At 66.7% G+C, this 15,607-nt stretch carries 15 protein-coding genes; 6 read left to right on the top strand and 9 right to left on the bottom strand.

Features of this window, described 5'->3' with window-relative positions; translation table 11 throughout:
* Positions 1-13: 13 nt before the first annotated feature.
* Positions 14-1,276, top strand: a complete 1,263-nt coding sequence (locus LG661_RS05075) for a hypothetical protein (RefSeq protein WP_230530791.1) — start codon at positions 14-16, stop codon at positions 1,274-1,276.
* A 93-nt stretch (positions 1,277-1,369) separates the two neighbouring features.
* On the opposite strand, the gene dksA is transcribed toward LG661_RS05075, so the two are convergent.
* Both dksA and LG661_RS05085 read right to left on the bottom strand, forming a co-directional pair.
* Complete coding sequence (gene dksA, locus LG661_RS05080) at positions 1,370-1,789, bottom strand: RNA polymerase-binding protein DksA (protein ID WP_230530792.1); 420 nt, start codon at positions 1,787-1,789, stop codon at positions 1,370-1,372.
* Between the two features lie 212 nt (positions 1,790-2,001).
* Complete coding sequence (locus tag LG661_RS05085; protein WP_230530793.1) at positions 2,002-2,913, bottom strand: LysR family transcriptional regulator ArgP; 912 nt, start codon at positions 2,911-2,913, stop codon at positions 2,002-2,004.
* Between the two features lie 95 nt (positions 2,914-3,008).
* Here LG661_RS05085 and LG661_RS05090 point away from each other — a divergent pair, with 95 nt between their 5' ends.
* Positions 3,009-3,620 (top strand): LysE/ArgO family amino acid transporter, encoded by a 612-nt coding sequence (locus tag LG661_RS05090; protein ID WP_230530794.1) that lies wholly within the window; start codon positions 3,009-3,011, stop codon positions 3,618-3,620.
* Positions 3,621-3,623: 3 nt separating this feature from the next.
* On the opposite strand, the gene LG661_RS05095 is transcribed toward LG661_RS05090, so the two are convergent.
* The 5 genes from LG661_RS05095 to LG661_RS05115 all read right to left on the bottom strand — a co-directional run bounded on the left by LG661_RS05095 (position 3,624) and on the right by LG661_RS05115 (position 9,621).
* On the bottom strand, positions 3,624-4,601 hold the full coding sequence (locus LG661_RS05095) for a hypothetical protein (protein ID WP_230530795.1): 978 nt from the start codon (positions 4,599-4,601) through the stop codon (positions 3,624-3,626).
* Between the two features lie 28 nt (positions 4,602-4,629).
* Positions 4,630-6,003 (bottom strand): MBOAT family O-acyltransferase, encoded by a 1,374-nt coding sequence (locus tag LG661_RS05100; RefSeq protein WP_230530796.1) that lies wholly within the window; start codon positions 6,001-6,003, stop codon positions 4,630-4,632.
* A 76-nt stretch (positions 6,004-6,079) separates the two neighbouring features.
* Positions 6,080-7,072: a YcjF family protein gene (locus tag LG661_RS05105; RefSeq protein ID WP_230530797.1), complete on the bottom strand. Its 993-nt coding sequence runs from the start codon at positions 7,070-7,072 to the stop codon at positions 6,080-6,082.
* The gene (locus tag LG661_RS05110) at positions 7,069-8,517 is read right to left on the bottom strand and encodes a YcjX family GTP-binding protein (RefSeq protein ID WP_230530798.1); all 1,449 of its coding nucleotides are present in this window, start codon (positions 8,515-8,517) and stop codon (positions 7,069-7,071) included. Before LG661_RS05110 ends, LG661_RS05105 begins: the two co-directional genes overlap by 4 nt.
* 69 nt (positions 8,518-8,586) lie before the next feature.
* Positions 8,587-9,621 carry a hypothetical protein gene (locus tag LG661_RS05115; protein ID WP_230530799.1) on the bottom strand — a complete coding sequence of 345 codons (1,035 nt, stop codon included), beginning with the start codon at positions 9,619-9,621 and terminating at the stop codon, positions 8,587-8,589.
* A 154-nt stretch (positions 9,622-9,775) separates the two neighbouring features.
* Between LG661_RS05115 and LG661_RS05120 the strand changes: the two genes are divergently transcribed.
* Both LG661_RS05120 and LG661_RS05125 read left to right on the top strand, forming a co-directional pair.
* A complete protein-coding gene (locus tag LG661_RS05120; RefSeq protein WP_230530800.1) occupies positions 9,776-10,072 on the top strand; it encodes a DUF6894 family protein in 297 nt (98 codons plus the stop codon).
* Between the two features lie 17 nt (positions 10,073-10,089).
* Complete coding sequence (locus tag LG661_RS05125; protein WP_230530801.1) at positions 10,090-10,815, top strand: Crp/Fnr family transcriptional regulator; 726 nt, start codon at positions 10,090-10,092, stop codon at positions 10,813-10,815.
* Positions 10,816-10,832: 17 nt separating this feature from the next.
* Here the strand turns inward: LG661_RS05125 and LG661_RS05130 are convergent, their stop codons facing one another.
* Both LG661_RS05130 and LG661_RS05135 read right to left on the bottom strand, forming a co-directional pair.
* Complete coding sequence (locus LG661_RS05130) at positions 10,833-11,357, bottom strand: SixA phosphatase family protein (protein WP_230530802.1); 525 nt, start codon at positions 11,355-11,357, stop codon at positions 10,833-10,835.
* Positions 11,357-12,205 (bottom strand): AAA family ATPase, encoded by an 849-nt coding sequence (locus LG661_RS05135; protein ID WP_230530803.1) that lies wholly within the window; start codon positions 12,203-12,205, stop codon positions 11,357-11,359. The genes LG661_RS05130 and LG661_RS05135 overlap by 1 nt, the downstream gene beginning before the upstream one ends.
* A gap of 95 nt (positions 12,206-12,300) precedes the next feature.
* Between LG661_RS05135 and LG661_RS05140 the strand changes: the two genes are divergently transcribed.
* The gene (locus LG661_RS05140) at positions 12,301-13,587 is read left to right on the top strand and encodes a cystathionine gamma-synthase family protein (protein WP_230530804.1); all 1,287 of its coding nucleotides are present in this window, start codon (positions 12,301-12,303) and stop codon (positions 13,585-13,587) included.
* Positions 13,588-13,775: 188 nt separating this feature from the next.
* A complete protein-coding gene (locus LG661_RS05145; RefSeq protein WP_230530805.1) occupies positions 13,776-15,566 on the top strand; it encodes a cation:proton antiporter domain-containing protein in 1,791 nt (596 codons plus the stop codon).
* Positions 15,567-15,607: the final 41 nt, after the last annotated feature.

Below are 15,607 nucleotides of genomic sequence, written 5' to 3' on the forward strand. Positions count from 1 at the left end.
TTGAGAGTTCATCGTGTCATCTCTTTTTGGTTTTGAAGCACTAGGGCCGGTCAAGTACGTCATTGCCTTTCTGATCATCGGAGCCCTGCTCGTGCTTTTCGGCGTCGTTCTTCGCAAGCTCACGGGCGCCCGCCTGATGATGCCCGGCGGCGACCGCAACCGCAGCCGCCAGCCGCGCCTCGGCGTGGTGGACATCTACGAGCTCGACCGGCAGCGCCAGCTTGTCCTGCTCCGGCGGGACAATGTGGAGCACCTGCTTCTCATCGGCGGCCTCAACGACGTCGTGATCGAGACCAATATCGTCCGGGTCGCCGGCGCACGCATTCCCGCCGCCTCGAACGACGCCGAGCGCATCGAGCCGGCCTTCGACCAGGGCGCGCGCCATCCGCAGGTCGAGGCGGGCCGCCCCTCCATCGAGGCGCAGCTCGCCGCCCAGCTCGGCAGCCTGTCGCGCCGGCCGTCCGAGGAGTCCGACATCGACGAGGAGCTCTCCGCGGTCGCCTCGGTCAGCGCTCCGGCGCCGGCCCGTCCCGAGCCTGTGCTGAAGCCCGATTCCGTCCATATGTCGGTCGCTCCCGCCGTACAGGGTCTTCGCGCCGAAGCCCGCAGCCCCGCTCCGCCGCCGCCGCGTTCCGCGCCGGAGCCCGTGGCGGAGCGTCCCGAGCCCCGGCCGGCCTTCGCGCCCCCGCCCTTCCAGTCGCGGTCGACCCCGACGCCGCCGGCCCCTCCGCCGGCTCCGCCCGCGCCTCCCCCGCCCGTCCGCGCACCGCAACCGGCTCCGGCCGAACGGCGCTCGCCGGATGCCGCGGTCCTGTCCGACATGGCCAAGCAGCTCGAGGAGGCGCTGAAGCGTCCGGCGAGCCCGGTCCCCCCGCCGCCGGCTCCCGCTGTGGCTCCCGCTCCCGCGGCTCCCGCGCCGCAGGCGGCGCGGGAGGAAGTGGCCGGCGAGGACGAGCTTCTCGAGCCCGGTCCGGGCCGGGAAGAGCCGGAGACCGCCGTCGAGGAGGCTCCTAAGGTCGATGTTCGCATCGAGCAGCCGGCCCAGATCCGGGCTGCCGAGCCGCCGAGCCCCGCCGTGGAGCCGGTGCGCCCGGCTCCGGTCACTCCTCCGGTCCAGCCTGCCGCAAATGCTCCCGCTCCCGCCAAGGCAGCGGAAGCACCGGCCGCCGAGAAGAAGGAGCCCGAAAAGGCCCCGGATCCCTTCTCGGTGGAGGATATCGAGGCGGAATTCGCCCGCCTGCTCGGCCGTCCACTAGACTCTGGCAAGAAGGGCTGAAGGCGCTCCAGCGCCTTTCTCAACCGTCGCCTCAATAAGAAAAGGGCTCCGCAAGCGGAGCCCTTTTCTTATTTGAATCACAGAAGGGAGCGATCAGTCGTCCCGGTAGACCCGCTCGTTGCGTTCGTGGCGTTCCTGCGCTTCGAGCGAGAGGGTCGCGATCGGCCGTGCCTCCAGGCGCTTGAGGGAAATCGGGTCTCCGGTTTCCTCGCAATAGCCGTAGGTGCCGTCGTCGATCCGCGCGAGGGCGGCGTCGATCTTGGCGATGAGCTTGCGCTGGCGGTCGCGGGCGCGAAGCTCGATGGCGCGGTCGGTTTCCGATGAGGCACGATCCGCGAGATCGGGATGATTCTCGTTCTCGCTCTGCAGAGTCGCAAGCGTTTCCTGAGCTTCCCTGAGAATATCGTTCTTCCACCGGATCAGCTTACGCCGGAAATACTCCTTCTGGCGCTCATTCATGAAGGGTTCGTCTTCTGTCGGTCGATAACCTTCATCGATAACGATGTCTGTCATGTTGGGCCGTTCTTCCCCGATGAACCGTGGCGCCCCTATAATCGTAAGCGAGGCGCAGGACAACGGAATTAAGCGTCACCGATTTGTCTAAGAAGCTAAAAAGCCTTCCCTTCAAGGCGCTGGAATCCAAGGGAAACGCCCGGCGAACGATTTGCCGCACCCTTAAGGACTACGGCGGAAGCGCGGTAGGACCGCACCTTGCTTCCCGGCTCCTACCGGCCCGCCGGGTCAAGCCCCGGCCGGACCGGCGACAGGACTGCGCGGGCAGCCTCCAAGACGGACCGGGTCACATCGGACAGCAGCGGCCTGACGATCCGGCTCTGCTGCCAGAACAGGGGCACCTCCAGCAGCTGATCCGGCATCAGGGCAACGAGCCTTCCGGTGCGCAGATGCTCGGCGACCAGGGGCTCCGGATTCATCCCCCAGCCGAGCCCAGCAAGGGCTGCATCCACGAAGGCTTGGGAGGACGGCAGCCAATGGAGCGGCGGGTTCATCTCGACACCGAGGGCCTGCCGCAGCCATAACGACTGCAACCGGTCTTTCTGGTTGAACGTCAGGCACGGTGCGCGAGCGGCCGCCGCCTCGTCGAGCCCACCGGCAAACCAGTGTTCGATGAAAGCCGGACTTGCGGTCGCGGCGTAGCGCAGGGCGCCGAGAGGATGACAGTTGCAGCCCTGGACCGGCATTCCGTGGGAGGTCACAGCGGCCAGGACATCTCCTCGGCGCAGCCATTCCGCGCTGTAATCCTGATCGTCCAGGACGAGATCGAACAGATAGCCTTCGGTCCCTGCCATCGCCGCAACGAACCATGTAGCGAGACTGTCGGCATTGACGGCAATCCGAAGGGTCACCGGCCGCGTGCCAGGCTGAAGGCCAGGGAGACTCGAGCGCAGCGAGTTCTCCAGAAGCGCAACCTGCTCCACATGCTGACAGAGGCGCTCCCCGGCGGCCGTTGCGGTGCAGGGCTGGCCGCGCACCACGAGCACAACGCCAAGTCTTTCCTCCAGCAATTTCACCCTCTGGGAGATCGCCGACGGTGTGACGTGGAGCTGTTTCGCCGCGCGCTCGAAACTGCCGGTCCGGACCACAGCCGCGAGGGCAGAGAGAAGGGCATAGTCGAGCATGCGTTAGAAACCCTAATCTGGACTTACGATCTTTAACTGTCCTAATTCTGCAGGTCCGTCTATCGGAGATCCGTCACATCTTTCGGATCATCGACATGACGGGTGCTTTCATCTCCGGCTTCCTGCTGGGGCTCAGCCTGATCCTTCCCATTGGAGCCCAGAACGCCTACGTGCTCCGCCTCGGGCTTCGGGGCGAGCATGTCCTGGCCGTATGCCTCACCTGCGCAATCTCCGACGCCGTGCTGATCCTGGCGGGAGTCGCCGGCTTCGCCCGGATCAGCGCATTCCTGCCTTGGGCGGAAACCGCCATGCGCTATTTCGGAGCAGGGTTTCTCATCGTGTACGGCGTTCGCAGCCTCATGGCTGCGTTCGAGGCAACGGCCTTCAAGACCTCGGAGGCCACGCCGGCAAGCCTGCGCCGCGCAATGCTCACCTGCCTCGCCTTCACTTGGCTCAACCCGCACGTCTATCTCGACACCGTCGTCCTGATCGGCTCAATCTCGACCCAATTTACCGGGAACCGGGGAGCCTTCGCACTCGGGGCCATGCTGGCCTCCTTCACCTTCTTCTTTTCCCTCGGCTATGGCGCGCGCCTGCTGCGCCCTTTCTTTGCAAGTCCGGTCACCTGGCGGATTCTCGACGCCGGAATCGCGCTGGTGATGTGGATCACGGCCGCAAGACTGCTTCTCGACGGCTCATCCGCCTAAAGCCTATCGCTGCCGACGGATCGCCTCGACGATATCGGCCTCCATCGCCCGGGCGATGGGCTGGCGGTAGTGGATCCTGTCGAAGAAAAGGTCGGGATTGCGGATTTCCGGACGATTCATCCGCCAGTCCACCAGGGCCGTGCGGCCATGGGCGCCCTGCGCTGCAGTTGTGATGGCGTCCCGGCAGGCCTGCAGGCGGAAAGCCTGCTCCGTGCCTTCAGGCGGGAGCGAATTCACATGGAGCGGCGGCGCCACCAGAACGAGAACAGCCTCCTCGGGCAGGGATGCTGCCACAGCGCCGATCCGCTGCGCTGCGGGGAAGGTATATCGGCTCTCCTGCGGATCGCTCTCGTATCGCCGGGCATTGGCATAGGGCTTCTGCTGCAGCTCCCGGCGGCCCGCGGGCCCGAGCTTGTCGCCACGGGCGGCGTAATCGGCGTCGTAGTCCCAATAGCCGTCCGCCCGGATGCGTTCGTCCTTGAACCCGAGGAGGTAGGCAAGGCGCGGCGGCACCTCCTCCAGCACGTCGAAGCGCAACAGGCCCCTGCCGTATTCGAGGGGATCGTTGCTGTAGAGCCAGAACGGGAACGGCCGCTCGTTGGTCAGTTCCGGGTCGGAGGTGCACCAGGTCTCGTCGATGCTCACCACCAGGGCCTTGGGCGGCGTTTCCCGATGCCGGAGGAACCAGCCGATCAGGGCGAGATGCTCCTTCGGCCCCGAGCCCGGAACGGAGAGTTGAACGAAGTCGAGCCCTGTCGCCTTTCTCAGCCGTTCGGGCGAGATGAGCTGGATGCGCGAATTGCCGACGATCATGGAATCGAAGGCAGGGTCCCGCCCGCGGCTGGCATTGGCGCTTGCAGGCCCGAGCGGGCGCAGCCCCGCCTCGCCGAAGAAGGGAGAGCGGCCTGTGTCATAGGGCTCGATCAGGGCGATGAAGCCGATGAGCAAGGCGAGCGCCAGCGCCGCGCCTGCAAGCAGCACGACCGTAAAGCTCCGCCAGGAGGCTTGATCAGAACTGGAAGTAGATGAATTCATAATTGGCATCATCGCCGATCTTGAACAGCACGACCACGAAGAGGATGGCGAAGGCCGCCGCGATCCAGCGCCGGGGCGGGATTCGGTGAACGAGCATCCAGGCCGTCGGGCCGACCGTCGCCACGAGCGCAGCGACGAGGATCGTCCGCCACTTGATCGCGAATTCCGGATCGCCGAGCCCGATCAGTCCCTCATAGATGCGTACCGCCGCATCAAAGGAGGTCGCGCGGAACAGTACCCAGGTGAGCATGACGAAGAGCATGGTCAGGACCCAGCCCGCGGGCTTCGGCATCGTCAGTCCGGCCCTGCGCCAGAGCACGCCGATGCCGAGCGCGAGTCCATGGAGTGCGCCCCAGGCCACGAAGGTGAGGCCCGCCCCATGCCAGAGGCCCCCCAGCGTCATGGTGGCGAAGAGGGCTCCGATCTGGACCGCGAGCCCTTTCCGGTTGCCGCCCATGGCGATGTAGAGATAGTCGCGCAGGAACCGCGACAGGGTCATGTGCCAGCGCCGCCAGAAATCCTGCAGCGAGACGGAGCGGTACGGCACATCGAAATTCTGCGGCAGGACGATGCCGAGCATGAGGCCGAGGCCCAGAGCCATGTCGGTATAGCCGGAAAAGTCGAAATAGATCTGGAAGGTGAAGCCCAGCATCGCCTGCCAGGCTTTGCCTACGGAGATCGCCTGTCCTGCGGCGGCCATTTCGAAGATCGGATTCACATAGGCCGCCAGCGCATCGCCCAGAAAGACCTTCTTCGCCAGGCCTGCGATCAGCAGCATCAGTCCTCGGGCGAATCGCTCCTCCGCGTCGGAGCGCTCGTAGGGCCGCTCGTCGAACTGGTGCATGATCTCGCTCCAGCGCACAAGCGGGCCGGCGAGAACCTGCGGGAAGAAGGCGATGTAGAGGCCGTAGCGGACGAGATCGTAGCGCGGCGCACGGCCTGCCTTCAGATCCGTCAGGTACATGATGTGGTGAAAGGTGAAGAACGAGATGCCGAGCGGCAGCGCAATGTCGAAGAGCGGCGCGTGAACGCCCGGAACCGTATTCGCAAGCTCGGCGAAAAAGTTCCAGTACTTGAAGATGGCCAGCACCAGCAGGTTGGTGATAATCGCGAGCGCGATCAGCATGTCCCTGCCGCTTTGAACGAAAATCTGGGCTATGAGCCAGTTCGCCAGGACCGAGACCACGAGCAGCGGGACGAAGCGCCAGTCCCAATAACCGTAGAACGCCACAGACAGGATCAGCAGCAGCGGCAGACGCCATTCCGGCTTCAAGCGCTCGACCGCCCAGTGACCCAGGAGAGCCACAGGCAGGAAGGCGAAGAGGAAGACGAAGGAGTTGAAGAGCATCGGAGCCGGGCAACGTCGGAAAGCGCGCCCTTGTGGGGGATGGAACCCGGCCCGTCAATCGTCGAAGTGGCCGCGCCTACTTCTCGGCGACGGCTGTCTCCGCCCGGCTCAGCAGCTCGCCCGCCACGTCCCCGATCTTCGGCGGCTCCTCGCGGATGAAGGGGAGCGGGCGGCAGACGGAGAGGGCAGCGAGCCCGAAGCGGGCCGTCATCAGCCCGTTGAGCACCCCCTCGCCCAGCTTGGCGGAAACCCGCGCCGCCAGGCCCAATCCGAGCACCTGCTGCATCAGGCTGTCGCCCACCGCCACGCCGCCGGTGACGGCAAGGTGGTTGAAGGCGGCTTTCGCCAGACGCAGGAACCCGAACAGGCCGGGCCGGCCGCCATAGATGCGCGCGAGCGTGCGCAGGAGCCGCACCGCCGCGAAAATCACGAAGGCCACGTCCACGATGGCGCGCGGGCTTACCGCCGTCACCAGCGAGACCTGCTTCGCGGCTCCCGCAATGGCGCGCTTGGCCTGCGCGTCGAGGGGGGCGAGCAGTTCGCGCTCGGCGATCGCGAGGCGGTCATCCGCATCGATGATCTCGTCGGTGAGTTCTTTCAGCCTGGCGCTGCCCCGGGCGGCGCTGCTGCGGCGCCCGTAGAGCGCAATCAGATCGGATACGATGCCCTTCGCCCCCTTGTGGTCCTTGACCGCCAGCGCGTCGATGGCCGCCTCGCGCAGGTTCTCGATCTTCTGCTCGCGCCAGATCCCCAGCACCTCGCGGCCGATGATGGCGAGGAAGGCGATGGCCGCCAGAAAGGCGAGCGCCAGGGCGACCCAGCCGAGCCAGGGCTGGACAGCGTAGAGGTCCATGATAAGGTTCTCGAGGGCAAGCCCTAGGCCCAGCAGGAGAAGACCGGAGAGCGCCGAGATCAGCAGGCCCGCCCACGGGGCGCGGCGCTTCTCCGCCATGGGCACGACAACCCCGTCCGCCGCCTCGATGGCGTCGAAAGGCTCCTCCGTGACGGTCACGGAGCCGCCGGTCACGTTCGGGTCGTCGAGACGATAGGCGCGCGGTTGGCGGCTCATGCGAAGCGGTCCCCCAGCAGGAATTCAAGGGCGCGGTCGAGGCGGATGTGGGGCATCTTGGCCATGCGTCCCGCCGCATCGACGGGAAGCTTCGGCGGGCGGAAGCGCGGGAAGCGCAGGGAGCCGGGCGTGATCGCCCCCTGGAATACCGCCTCCGCCGTCTCCGGCAGCTCGCCGGGGAAGATCGCAGCCTCCGCCTCCCCGTCGAAGATCTCGTCCCCCACCCGCTCGCCCGCCTCCGGCACCCCGGCCACCGCGCGGAGCATCTCCCGGCCCTCGCGGATGGTGGTCTCCCGCGTGGCGCGCACGGACGCCAGCGCCACGGTCCCGACCCGCGCGCCCGCCGCCTCCGTGCGCTTCGCCGCCCGGTTCACGAGCAGGCGCAGGATCGCATCGAGCCGGTCGTGGTCCGTGTGATGGATGTGGTCTGCTTTGGTGGCCGCGAACAACACCCGGTCGGCGCGGGGCGAGAACAGGCGGGAGAGAAGCGTGTTGCGCCCGGTGCGGAAGGCCATGAGCACCTGATCGAGCGCCTCCTCCAGCTCGGCGAGGGCCAGCGGCCCCGCATCGATGGCGGAGAGCACGTCCACCAGCACGATCTGCCGGTCGATGCGCTGGAAATGGTCGCGAAAGAAGGGCCGGACCACATGGGTCTTGTAGGCCTCGAAGCGCCGCTCCATGAGAGCCGCGAAGCTCCCCGGCGCGATGGGCCGGCCCGGCGTCAGGTCGAGGGGCGCGAAGGTGAGCGCGGGCGAGCCCGCAAGGTCGCCGGGCATGAGGAAGCGCCCCGGCGGCGTGGTCGCCACAGCCTCGGAGCCTGCGCGCAGCGCCGTCAGATAATCCTTGAAGGCCTCGCTTGCCTTTGCTGCGAGCATCTCGTCGGAGGGACCTGACGGATCGAGGCTTTTCAGGATCTCGTGCCAGCGTCCGGCCACCGCCGCCCGGTCGCGCTTGCGGCTCGCCTCCACCGTCTCGCGGGACCATTCCGCGAAGCCCGCATCGAGCAGGGCAAGGTCGAGCAGCCATTCGCCGGGATAGTCCACGATGTCGAGGGCCAGCATGGCCGGCCCCGTGCGCCACCCGCTCTTGCGTTCGTATTCAACCTCAACCCGCAACTCGCTGATGCGGTTGGTGGATTGGGGCCAGCGGCGGTCTTCCGTGAGCGCCGCCATGTGCTCCTCGTAAGGAAAGCGCGGCACCGCATCGTCCGGCTGGTGCGCCAGATGCGCCCGCCGGATGCGGCCTTCGGCAGAGGCGCGGAAGGCGGGAAGATTCGTGCCACGCACGAGATGGTGCACGAGCGCAGTGGTGAAGACGGTCTTGCCGGAGCGGGCGAGCCCCGTGACCCCGAGGCGAAGGGAGGGCTGGACGAGCTGTCCGGAGGCTTCCCAGAGCGATTGCGCGGCGGAGCCCGCACGGGAGGCGAAGCTGGTGATCACGGACACGACGACAAACCCAATTCTCTCAAGCCAAGCTTGAAAGTGGGGCGCTCGGGCCCGACTCGCAAGGCGACCTCACTGGGCCGAGCCCTGCGGCAGCCCGCCCTTGGCGGTGGTCGCCGCGGCCTCCGCCTTCGCCCCGGCCCGCAGGATCGCCCGCTCCACGAGGTCGGGGCTGGCCCTCAACGCACCCAGCTCGAAGGCCGACATGGCGAGCATCACATGGGCGAGGTTCGGCTGGGGCGTGCCGTTTTCGGCAAAGAGCTTGAGGTCGTCCTCCGGCCCGAGGTTCAGCCCCTCGACCATCCGGCTCGCATAGTTGCGCAGGCGTTGTTCATCGGGGGCGCAGGCGGTGACGGCAGCCTTTGGCGCAACGGAGGCGGTCGCTGCAGGCTCGCGCCCGGGCTGAGGGCGGGCGGCCGCGCGGGGCGGGCGTCGAGGCTCGGCCTTCTGCTTCTCCCCCATTCCCGAGGCGATGTCGGGCACGCGGTACCGTGGTGTCTTCGGCGCCATCGGGATCACCATGGAGACCCGCCCGGACTTGCCGCCGGGCCTGGCCTTTGCGGTGTAGCGCACCCTCCCCTTCCCGCGGCGCGAGGCGAGATAGCGGGCGCGGACCGTGCCGCCGATGCCCTTGACCGCCAGGACCGCCACGCCGCCGATGCCCGTGGCGATGTTGCACTCCGCCGGCGCCCAGCGGCGCACGATGGCAAGAGCCGATTTGCGGCCGAAATCGAGATAGTAGCGCCGCAGCAGGGTGGCCGCGGCATCGGCCCCATGATCGGCCGAAACGAAGCCGACATGGCCCTCATTGTCGGTCGCGATCTCCCCGTTCCAGCGGGCGCTCTTGATGCACCAGTAGTTGTTGAGCTTCACGCAGCGCGTCACCACCGGCCGCTCGGCCCCGAGCAGCGTCACCAGCGCGATCGCGGCTTTCGGCTCCAGGGCCTCCACGGCCTGCGAGCGCCAGTTGGTCACCGCCCGTTCCCCGGCCTCGTAGCGGGCCTCAGTCACCTGCGTCCCGCTCACGGCCTCGCCGGGAGAAGCCAGCGCGTCGGGCAGCAGGGCGCGCCCGGCAAGGAAGAGCGCAAGCAGCGTCTCAGGCACCATGTGGGATCAGCCCCCTTACACCCAAATCCATTTGGGATGGCGTTTCAGGCAGAACGATGATGTGGAGGAATTGTTCGGCAAGGGAAGGATGAAGCAGGGGACGAAGGCCGATGCCCTGCCGGGGAACAAGGGAGCTGAATCCTAGTTTGGGTGCATGCCCCGATATTACTGCCACATCCGGCAAGGCGGCCAGATCATCGAGGACTCCGAAGGGGTCGATCTTCCCGACATCGATGCGGCCCGGGACGACGCCCTCCATGGCATCCGCGACCTTCTTAGCGAGGCCGTCCGGCAAGGGAAGGACGATTGGCTCGACGACGCCATCATCATCGCGGACGAGACGGGGCGGGAGCTGATGACGATCCCGTTCATCGAGGCGCTGCCGCCGCGTCTATACAAGGCCATGCTTGCCGTGCTCTCCTCGGCCTCCAAGCCGTCACGTCATTCCTGAGCTTCTAGGCTGCAAGCATGTCTCATCCCCTGATCGTCAATCTTGAGCGGCATGGCCCGCTCTCCGACGAGGAAAGACAGGTACTCCAACAGATTACGGCTCGCGTCGTCGCCTATCGCCCGCGCGAGGAGATCGTGGCCGAGGGCAGCACTCCGTCCCACAGCAGCCTCATCCTCGAGGGCTTCGCCACCCGCCACAACCATTCAGCCGATGGGAAGCGGCAGATCACGGCCTTTCACGTGCCCGGCGACTTTGCCGACCTGCATAGCTTCCTCCTCAAGAGGATGGACGGCGGCGTCGGTGCGCTCACCGCCTGCAGGGTCGCCCAGGTGGCCCACGGCGACTTGAGGGAGATCACGAAACGCTATCCGTATCTGACGCGCGTGCTCTGGTTCACCACGCTCGTCGACGGGGCCGTGCACCGGGCGTGGATGACCACACTCGGGCGCATGGCGGCCGGTGAGCGCCTCGCGCACTTCTTCTGCGAGCTGCGCGACCGCCTGGAAACCGTGGGCATGACGAAGGGTGACAGCTACGAACTGCCGATCACGCAGGAGGAGCTGGGCGACGCCTTCGGCATGAGCACCGTCCACGTGAACCGGGTTCTCCAGGAGCTCCGGGCGGAGGGGCTCATCGCCTCGCACGGCAAGACCCTGGTGATTAGGGATTGGGAGCGCCTCAAGCATATGGGGCAGTACGATCCCGGCTACCTTCACAAGGATCAGAAGCTAGAACGGGATTGAGGATACCCGCCTCAGCCCTAATCGTCCTCGCCGTTCCCCAATGATTTCGGCGTGATGAAGCGCTCCAGCCGCCCGGTCTTGCGCTGGATCGCGGCCCAGCTCTCCTGCGGGAAGTCGATCACCGCGAGCCCCGCCGTCGGGTATTTCCGCCCGAGCCTCAGGAGCCCGTCCGTGTCGCCCCCCGCGATCAGGAGCGCGGCCAGATCCTCGAAGCCGGGATTGTGGCCGATCATCAGCAGGGTGCGGATGCCGGGCTCGACCTCCTGCAGCACCTTCAGGAGCCGCGCGACCGGGGCCTCGTAGATGCGGCCGTCGAGTTGCGCCTCAACCTCGCCGAGGATGGGCTGGACAAGATCCCAGGTGTCCTGCGTCCGCCGGGCCGGCGAGACGAGGGCCAGATCGGGCTTGAGCCCCTGCTCCTTCAGGTAGGCGCCCATCAGGACTGCCGCGTCCCGCCCGCGCCCTGCGAGCGGCCGGTCGACGTCGGGAACACCGGAGGGCCAGGCGGCCTTGGCATGGCGCAGGAGGAGGAGCCGGAGCATCAGCGCCCCTCTCGTCTCGCGATGAAGGCGAGTTTTTTGAACAGGCTCACATCCTGCTCGTTCTTCAACAGCGCCCCATGGAGCGGCGGAATGAGCTTGCGGGTGTCGCGCTCCCGCAATTGCTCGGGGCCGATATCCTCCGAGAGCAGCAGCTTGAGCCAGTCGAGCAGCTCGGAGGTGGAGGGCTTCTTCTTCAGTCCCGGCACCTCGCGGATGTCGAAGAAGATCTTGAGCGCCTCCTCGACGAGGCGGTGCTTGATGCCGGGGTAGTGCACCTCGACGATCCGGGCCATGGTCTCGGCGTCCGGGAACTTGATGTAGTGGAAGAAGCAGCGGCGCAGGAAGGCGTCCGGCAGCTCCTTCTCGTTGTTGGAGGTGATGATGACGATGGGCCGCCGCTCGGCCCGAACCGTCTCCCCCGTCTCATAAACGTGGAACTCCATGCGGTCGAGCTCGAGCAGCAGGTCGTTCGGGAACTCGATGTCGGCCTTGTCGATTTCGTCGATCAGGAGTACGGGCCTCGCATCGGAGGCGAAGGCCTCCCACAGCTTGCCGCGCTTGATGTAGTGGCGGATGTCCGACACCCGCGGATCGCCGAGCTGGCTGTCGCGCAGGCGCGAGACCGCATCGTATTCGTAGAGCCCCTGCTGGGCCTTGGTGGTGGACTTGATGTGCCAGGTGAGAAGCGGGGCATTCAGGCTCCGGGCGATCTCCTCCGCCAGGACCGACTTGCCGGTGCCGGGCTCGCCCTTCACCAGGAGCGGACGCTCCAGCGCGATCGCCGCATTCACCGCGACCTTCAGGTCCTCGGTTGCGACATACGACTCCGTTCCGGCAAAACGCGCCATTCCCACCATTCCTTCCATCATCACGACCCTATGTCCTGCGGCCCCCTTTCGGCAACCGCCCGCATCGGTTAAGCCCCATAACAAAGGAGAACACCATGGCTGACAACCGTTACCACAAGGACCGCATCGGCAATCACAAGCTGAAGCCCGAAACGCTGATGCTGGGCTACGGCTATGACCCGACCCTGTCGGAAGGCGCCGTGAAGCCCCCGGTCTTCCTGACCTCGACCTTCGTGTTCAACAGCGCCGAGCACGGCAAGGAATTCTTCGACTACGTGGCCGGCCGCCGGGAGCCGCCGCAGGGCGAGGCCGCCGGCCTCGTCTATTCCCGCTTCAACCATCCGAATTCCGAGATCGTCGAGGACAGGCTCGCGATCTTCGAGGAGGCGGAGGCGGGCCTTCTCTTCTCCTCCGGCATGTCGGCCATCGCCACGACGATCCTGGCCTTCGCCCGGCCCGGCGACGTGATTCTCCACTCCCAGCCCCTTTACGGCGGCACGGAGACGCTGATCGCCAAGACCCTCGCCAACATGAACATCGCAGCCGTCGGCTTCGGCGACGGCGTGGATGAGGCGAGCATCCGCGCCGCGGCCAAGGAGGCCCAAGGCAAGGGCCGCGTGGCGATCATCATGATCGAGACGCCCTCCAACCCGCTCAACACCCTGGTGGATGTCGCCCTCATCCGCCGGGTCGCCGACGAAATCGCCGCCGCGCAGGGGCACCGCCCCATTATCGTTTGCGACAACACCCTACTCGGGCCCCTCTTCCAGAAGCCCCTGAAGCACGGTGCGGACATCTCGGTCTATTCGCTGACGAAATATGTCGGCGGTCATTCCGACCTGATCGCCGGCGCGGCTCTGGGCTCCAAGGAGTTGATGAAGACCGTGCGCCTGCTGCGTTCCGCCATCGGCACCCAGCTCGACCCGCATTCCTGCTGGATGCTCGGCCGCTCCCTCGAGACGCTGGCGCTTCGCATGTCGGCGGCCAACCGCAATGCGGAGATCGTGGCCCAGTTCCTGCACGAGCATCCGGGCGTCGTGAAGGTCCACCACCTCGCCTACCTGCCGGAAGGCTCCCGGGCGAAGGAGGTCTATCAGGCCCAAAGCGACGCTCCGGGCTCCACCTTCTCCTTCGACGTGAAGGGCGGCGAGGCGGAGGCCTTCAAGGTCCTCAACGCGCTCCAGGTCTTCAAGCTCGCAGTGAGCCTGGGCGGCACCGAGTCGCTCATCTCGCATCCGGCTTCCACCACCCATTCGGGCGTGCCGAAGGCGACCCGCGACCGCCTCGGCGTGTCCGATGCGACGATCCGCGTCTCCATCGGCATCGAGCACCCGGACGACCTGGTGGCCGACCTCGCGCAGGCGCTCGCGACCCTCGGGTAAACTCCGCATGGCAGAAGCTGGCATGCGGAAGTGAAGGGCATGCCAGTGAACTGTCAGCGCCATACCCGCCCGGGGCGTGCCCAGCCTGGATGTCCCCTGGGCTCTCTCGGCCGCGCCCTGAGTAGAGTTTGCCCTTGCGCTCCGGCTCCCCCTGCAACCAAGATGCCCCGAACCGGATGAAAGAGTAGATGGCCGCTTCGATAGACCTGCACGCTTATCAGGAACCTATTCTCTTTCTGGCAACGGCAGGCATCGTCGTCCCCCTGTTCCACCGGCTGAAGATCAGCCCGGTCCTGGGGTTTCTCGGCGCAGGCGCGCTGCTGGGGCCCTACGGCCTCGGGCGTCTGGTGCAGGAGCATCCCTGGGTCGACTGGCTGACCTTCACCGACCCGGAGGGAACGTCGAGGCTCGCCGAATTCGGCGTGGTCTTCCTGCTCTTCACCATCGGCATCGAGCTGTCCTGGCAGAGGTTGAGAACGCTCCGCCGCCTCGTCTTCGGCTTCGGATCGCTCCAGGTTCTCACCTGTGCGCTGGCCATCGGCCTTCTTGCCATGAGCCTTGCCGGCTCCGTCACGGGGGCCGCCATCATCGGCATAGCCTTCGCCCTGTCCTCCACCGCCATCGTCCTGCCGGTCCTGGCGGAACAGAAGCGGCTCAACACCACGGCCGGCCGCGCGAGCTTCTCTGCCCTCCTGTTCCAGGATCTCCTGGTCGCCCCGATCCTCTTCACTGTCGCCGCGCTCGATAGGAGGGTGCCGGGAGCGACCATGGGCTCCTTTGCCCTTGCGCTCCTGCAGGCAGGCCTTGCCCTGATGCTCATCGTGGTGCTCGGGAGGGTGATCCTGCGCCCCTTCTTCCAGCTCGTCTCGGCCACGAGAAGTCCCGAGGCCTTTATGGCGGCCTGCCTGCTCGTCGTCATCGCGACGAGCCTGATCGCCGCCGCGAGCGGGCTCTCCATGGCGCTCGGCGCCTTCATCGCGGGTATTCTTCTGTCCGAAACCGAGTACCGCCGCGCCATCGACACGACGATCCAGCCCTTCAAGGGCCTCCTGCTCGGCGTCTTCTTCGTGTCGGTCGGCATGAGCCTCGACTTTTTCCGCTTCTATGAGATCCCGCTGGCCATCCTCGCGGTGGCGACCGCCGTCATCTCCATCAAGAGCGTGATCATCTTCTGGCTCGCCCGCCCCTTCGGCCTCAATGCGTCGGAAGCGGCGGAGACGAGCCTGCTCCTCGGCCCCGGCGGGGAATTCGCCCTCGTCATCCTCGGCAGCGCCATGGCTGCGGGACTCGTTCCCGATGGGATCGGCCGGGACCTCCTGCTCGTGACCACGCTCACGATGATCGCCATTCCGGTTCTCGCCCGCATTGCGCGCCGACTGAGCCGGCAGCTCGAAAGAACGCGCCCGAGCAATCCGGCGGCCTCCGTCCCGCCGCCGTCGGACGAGGTCAACCGCGTCATCATCGCCGGTTACGGCCGGGTCGGCCGGCTCGTCGGCGACATGCTCGAACGTCACAAGGTGCCCTATCTCGCCATCGACATGGACCCGGCCAGGGTCGCGGAGGAGCGCAAGGCCGGGAAGCCCGTCTTCTTCGGCGACGGGTCCTATCCCGACTTCCTGCGGGCCTGCGGCATCGAATATTCGCGCGCCCTCGTCATCACTCTGGACGTTCCCAGCGCCATCGAGGCGGTCGTCACCGCCGCCCGCCAGGAGCGGCCCGACATCACCATCGTCGCCCGGGCGCGGGACGCACGGCACGCCGCCCTCCTCTACGATCTCGGCGTGGACGATGCGGTGCCGGAAACGATCGAAGCCTCCCTTCAGCTCAGCGAGGCGGTGCTGGCGGATATCGGCGTGCCCATGGGCCTCGTCATCGCCTCGATCCACGAGCGCCGCGACGAGTTCAGGGAGATCCTGAAGAAGAACAACCGCAAGCCGGAACCGGCCGAGTTCCGGGCGCGGAGGACCATCGGAAAGTGAGCCCCGCGAGCATTCGCCCTTGACCTCGCCCGCTCTTGCCT

The organism is Microvirga roseola (assembly GCF_020866965.1).
GTDB classification, from domain to species: Bacteria; Pseudomonadota; Alphaproteobacteria; order Rhizobiales; family Beijerinckiaceae; genus Microvirga; species Microvirga roseola.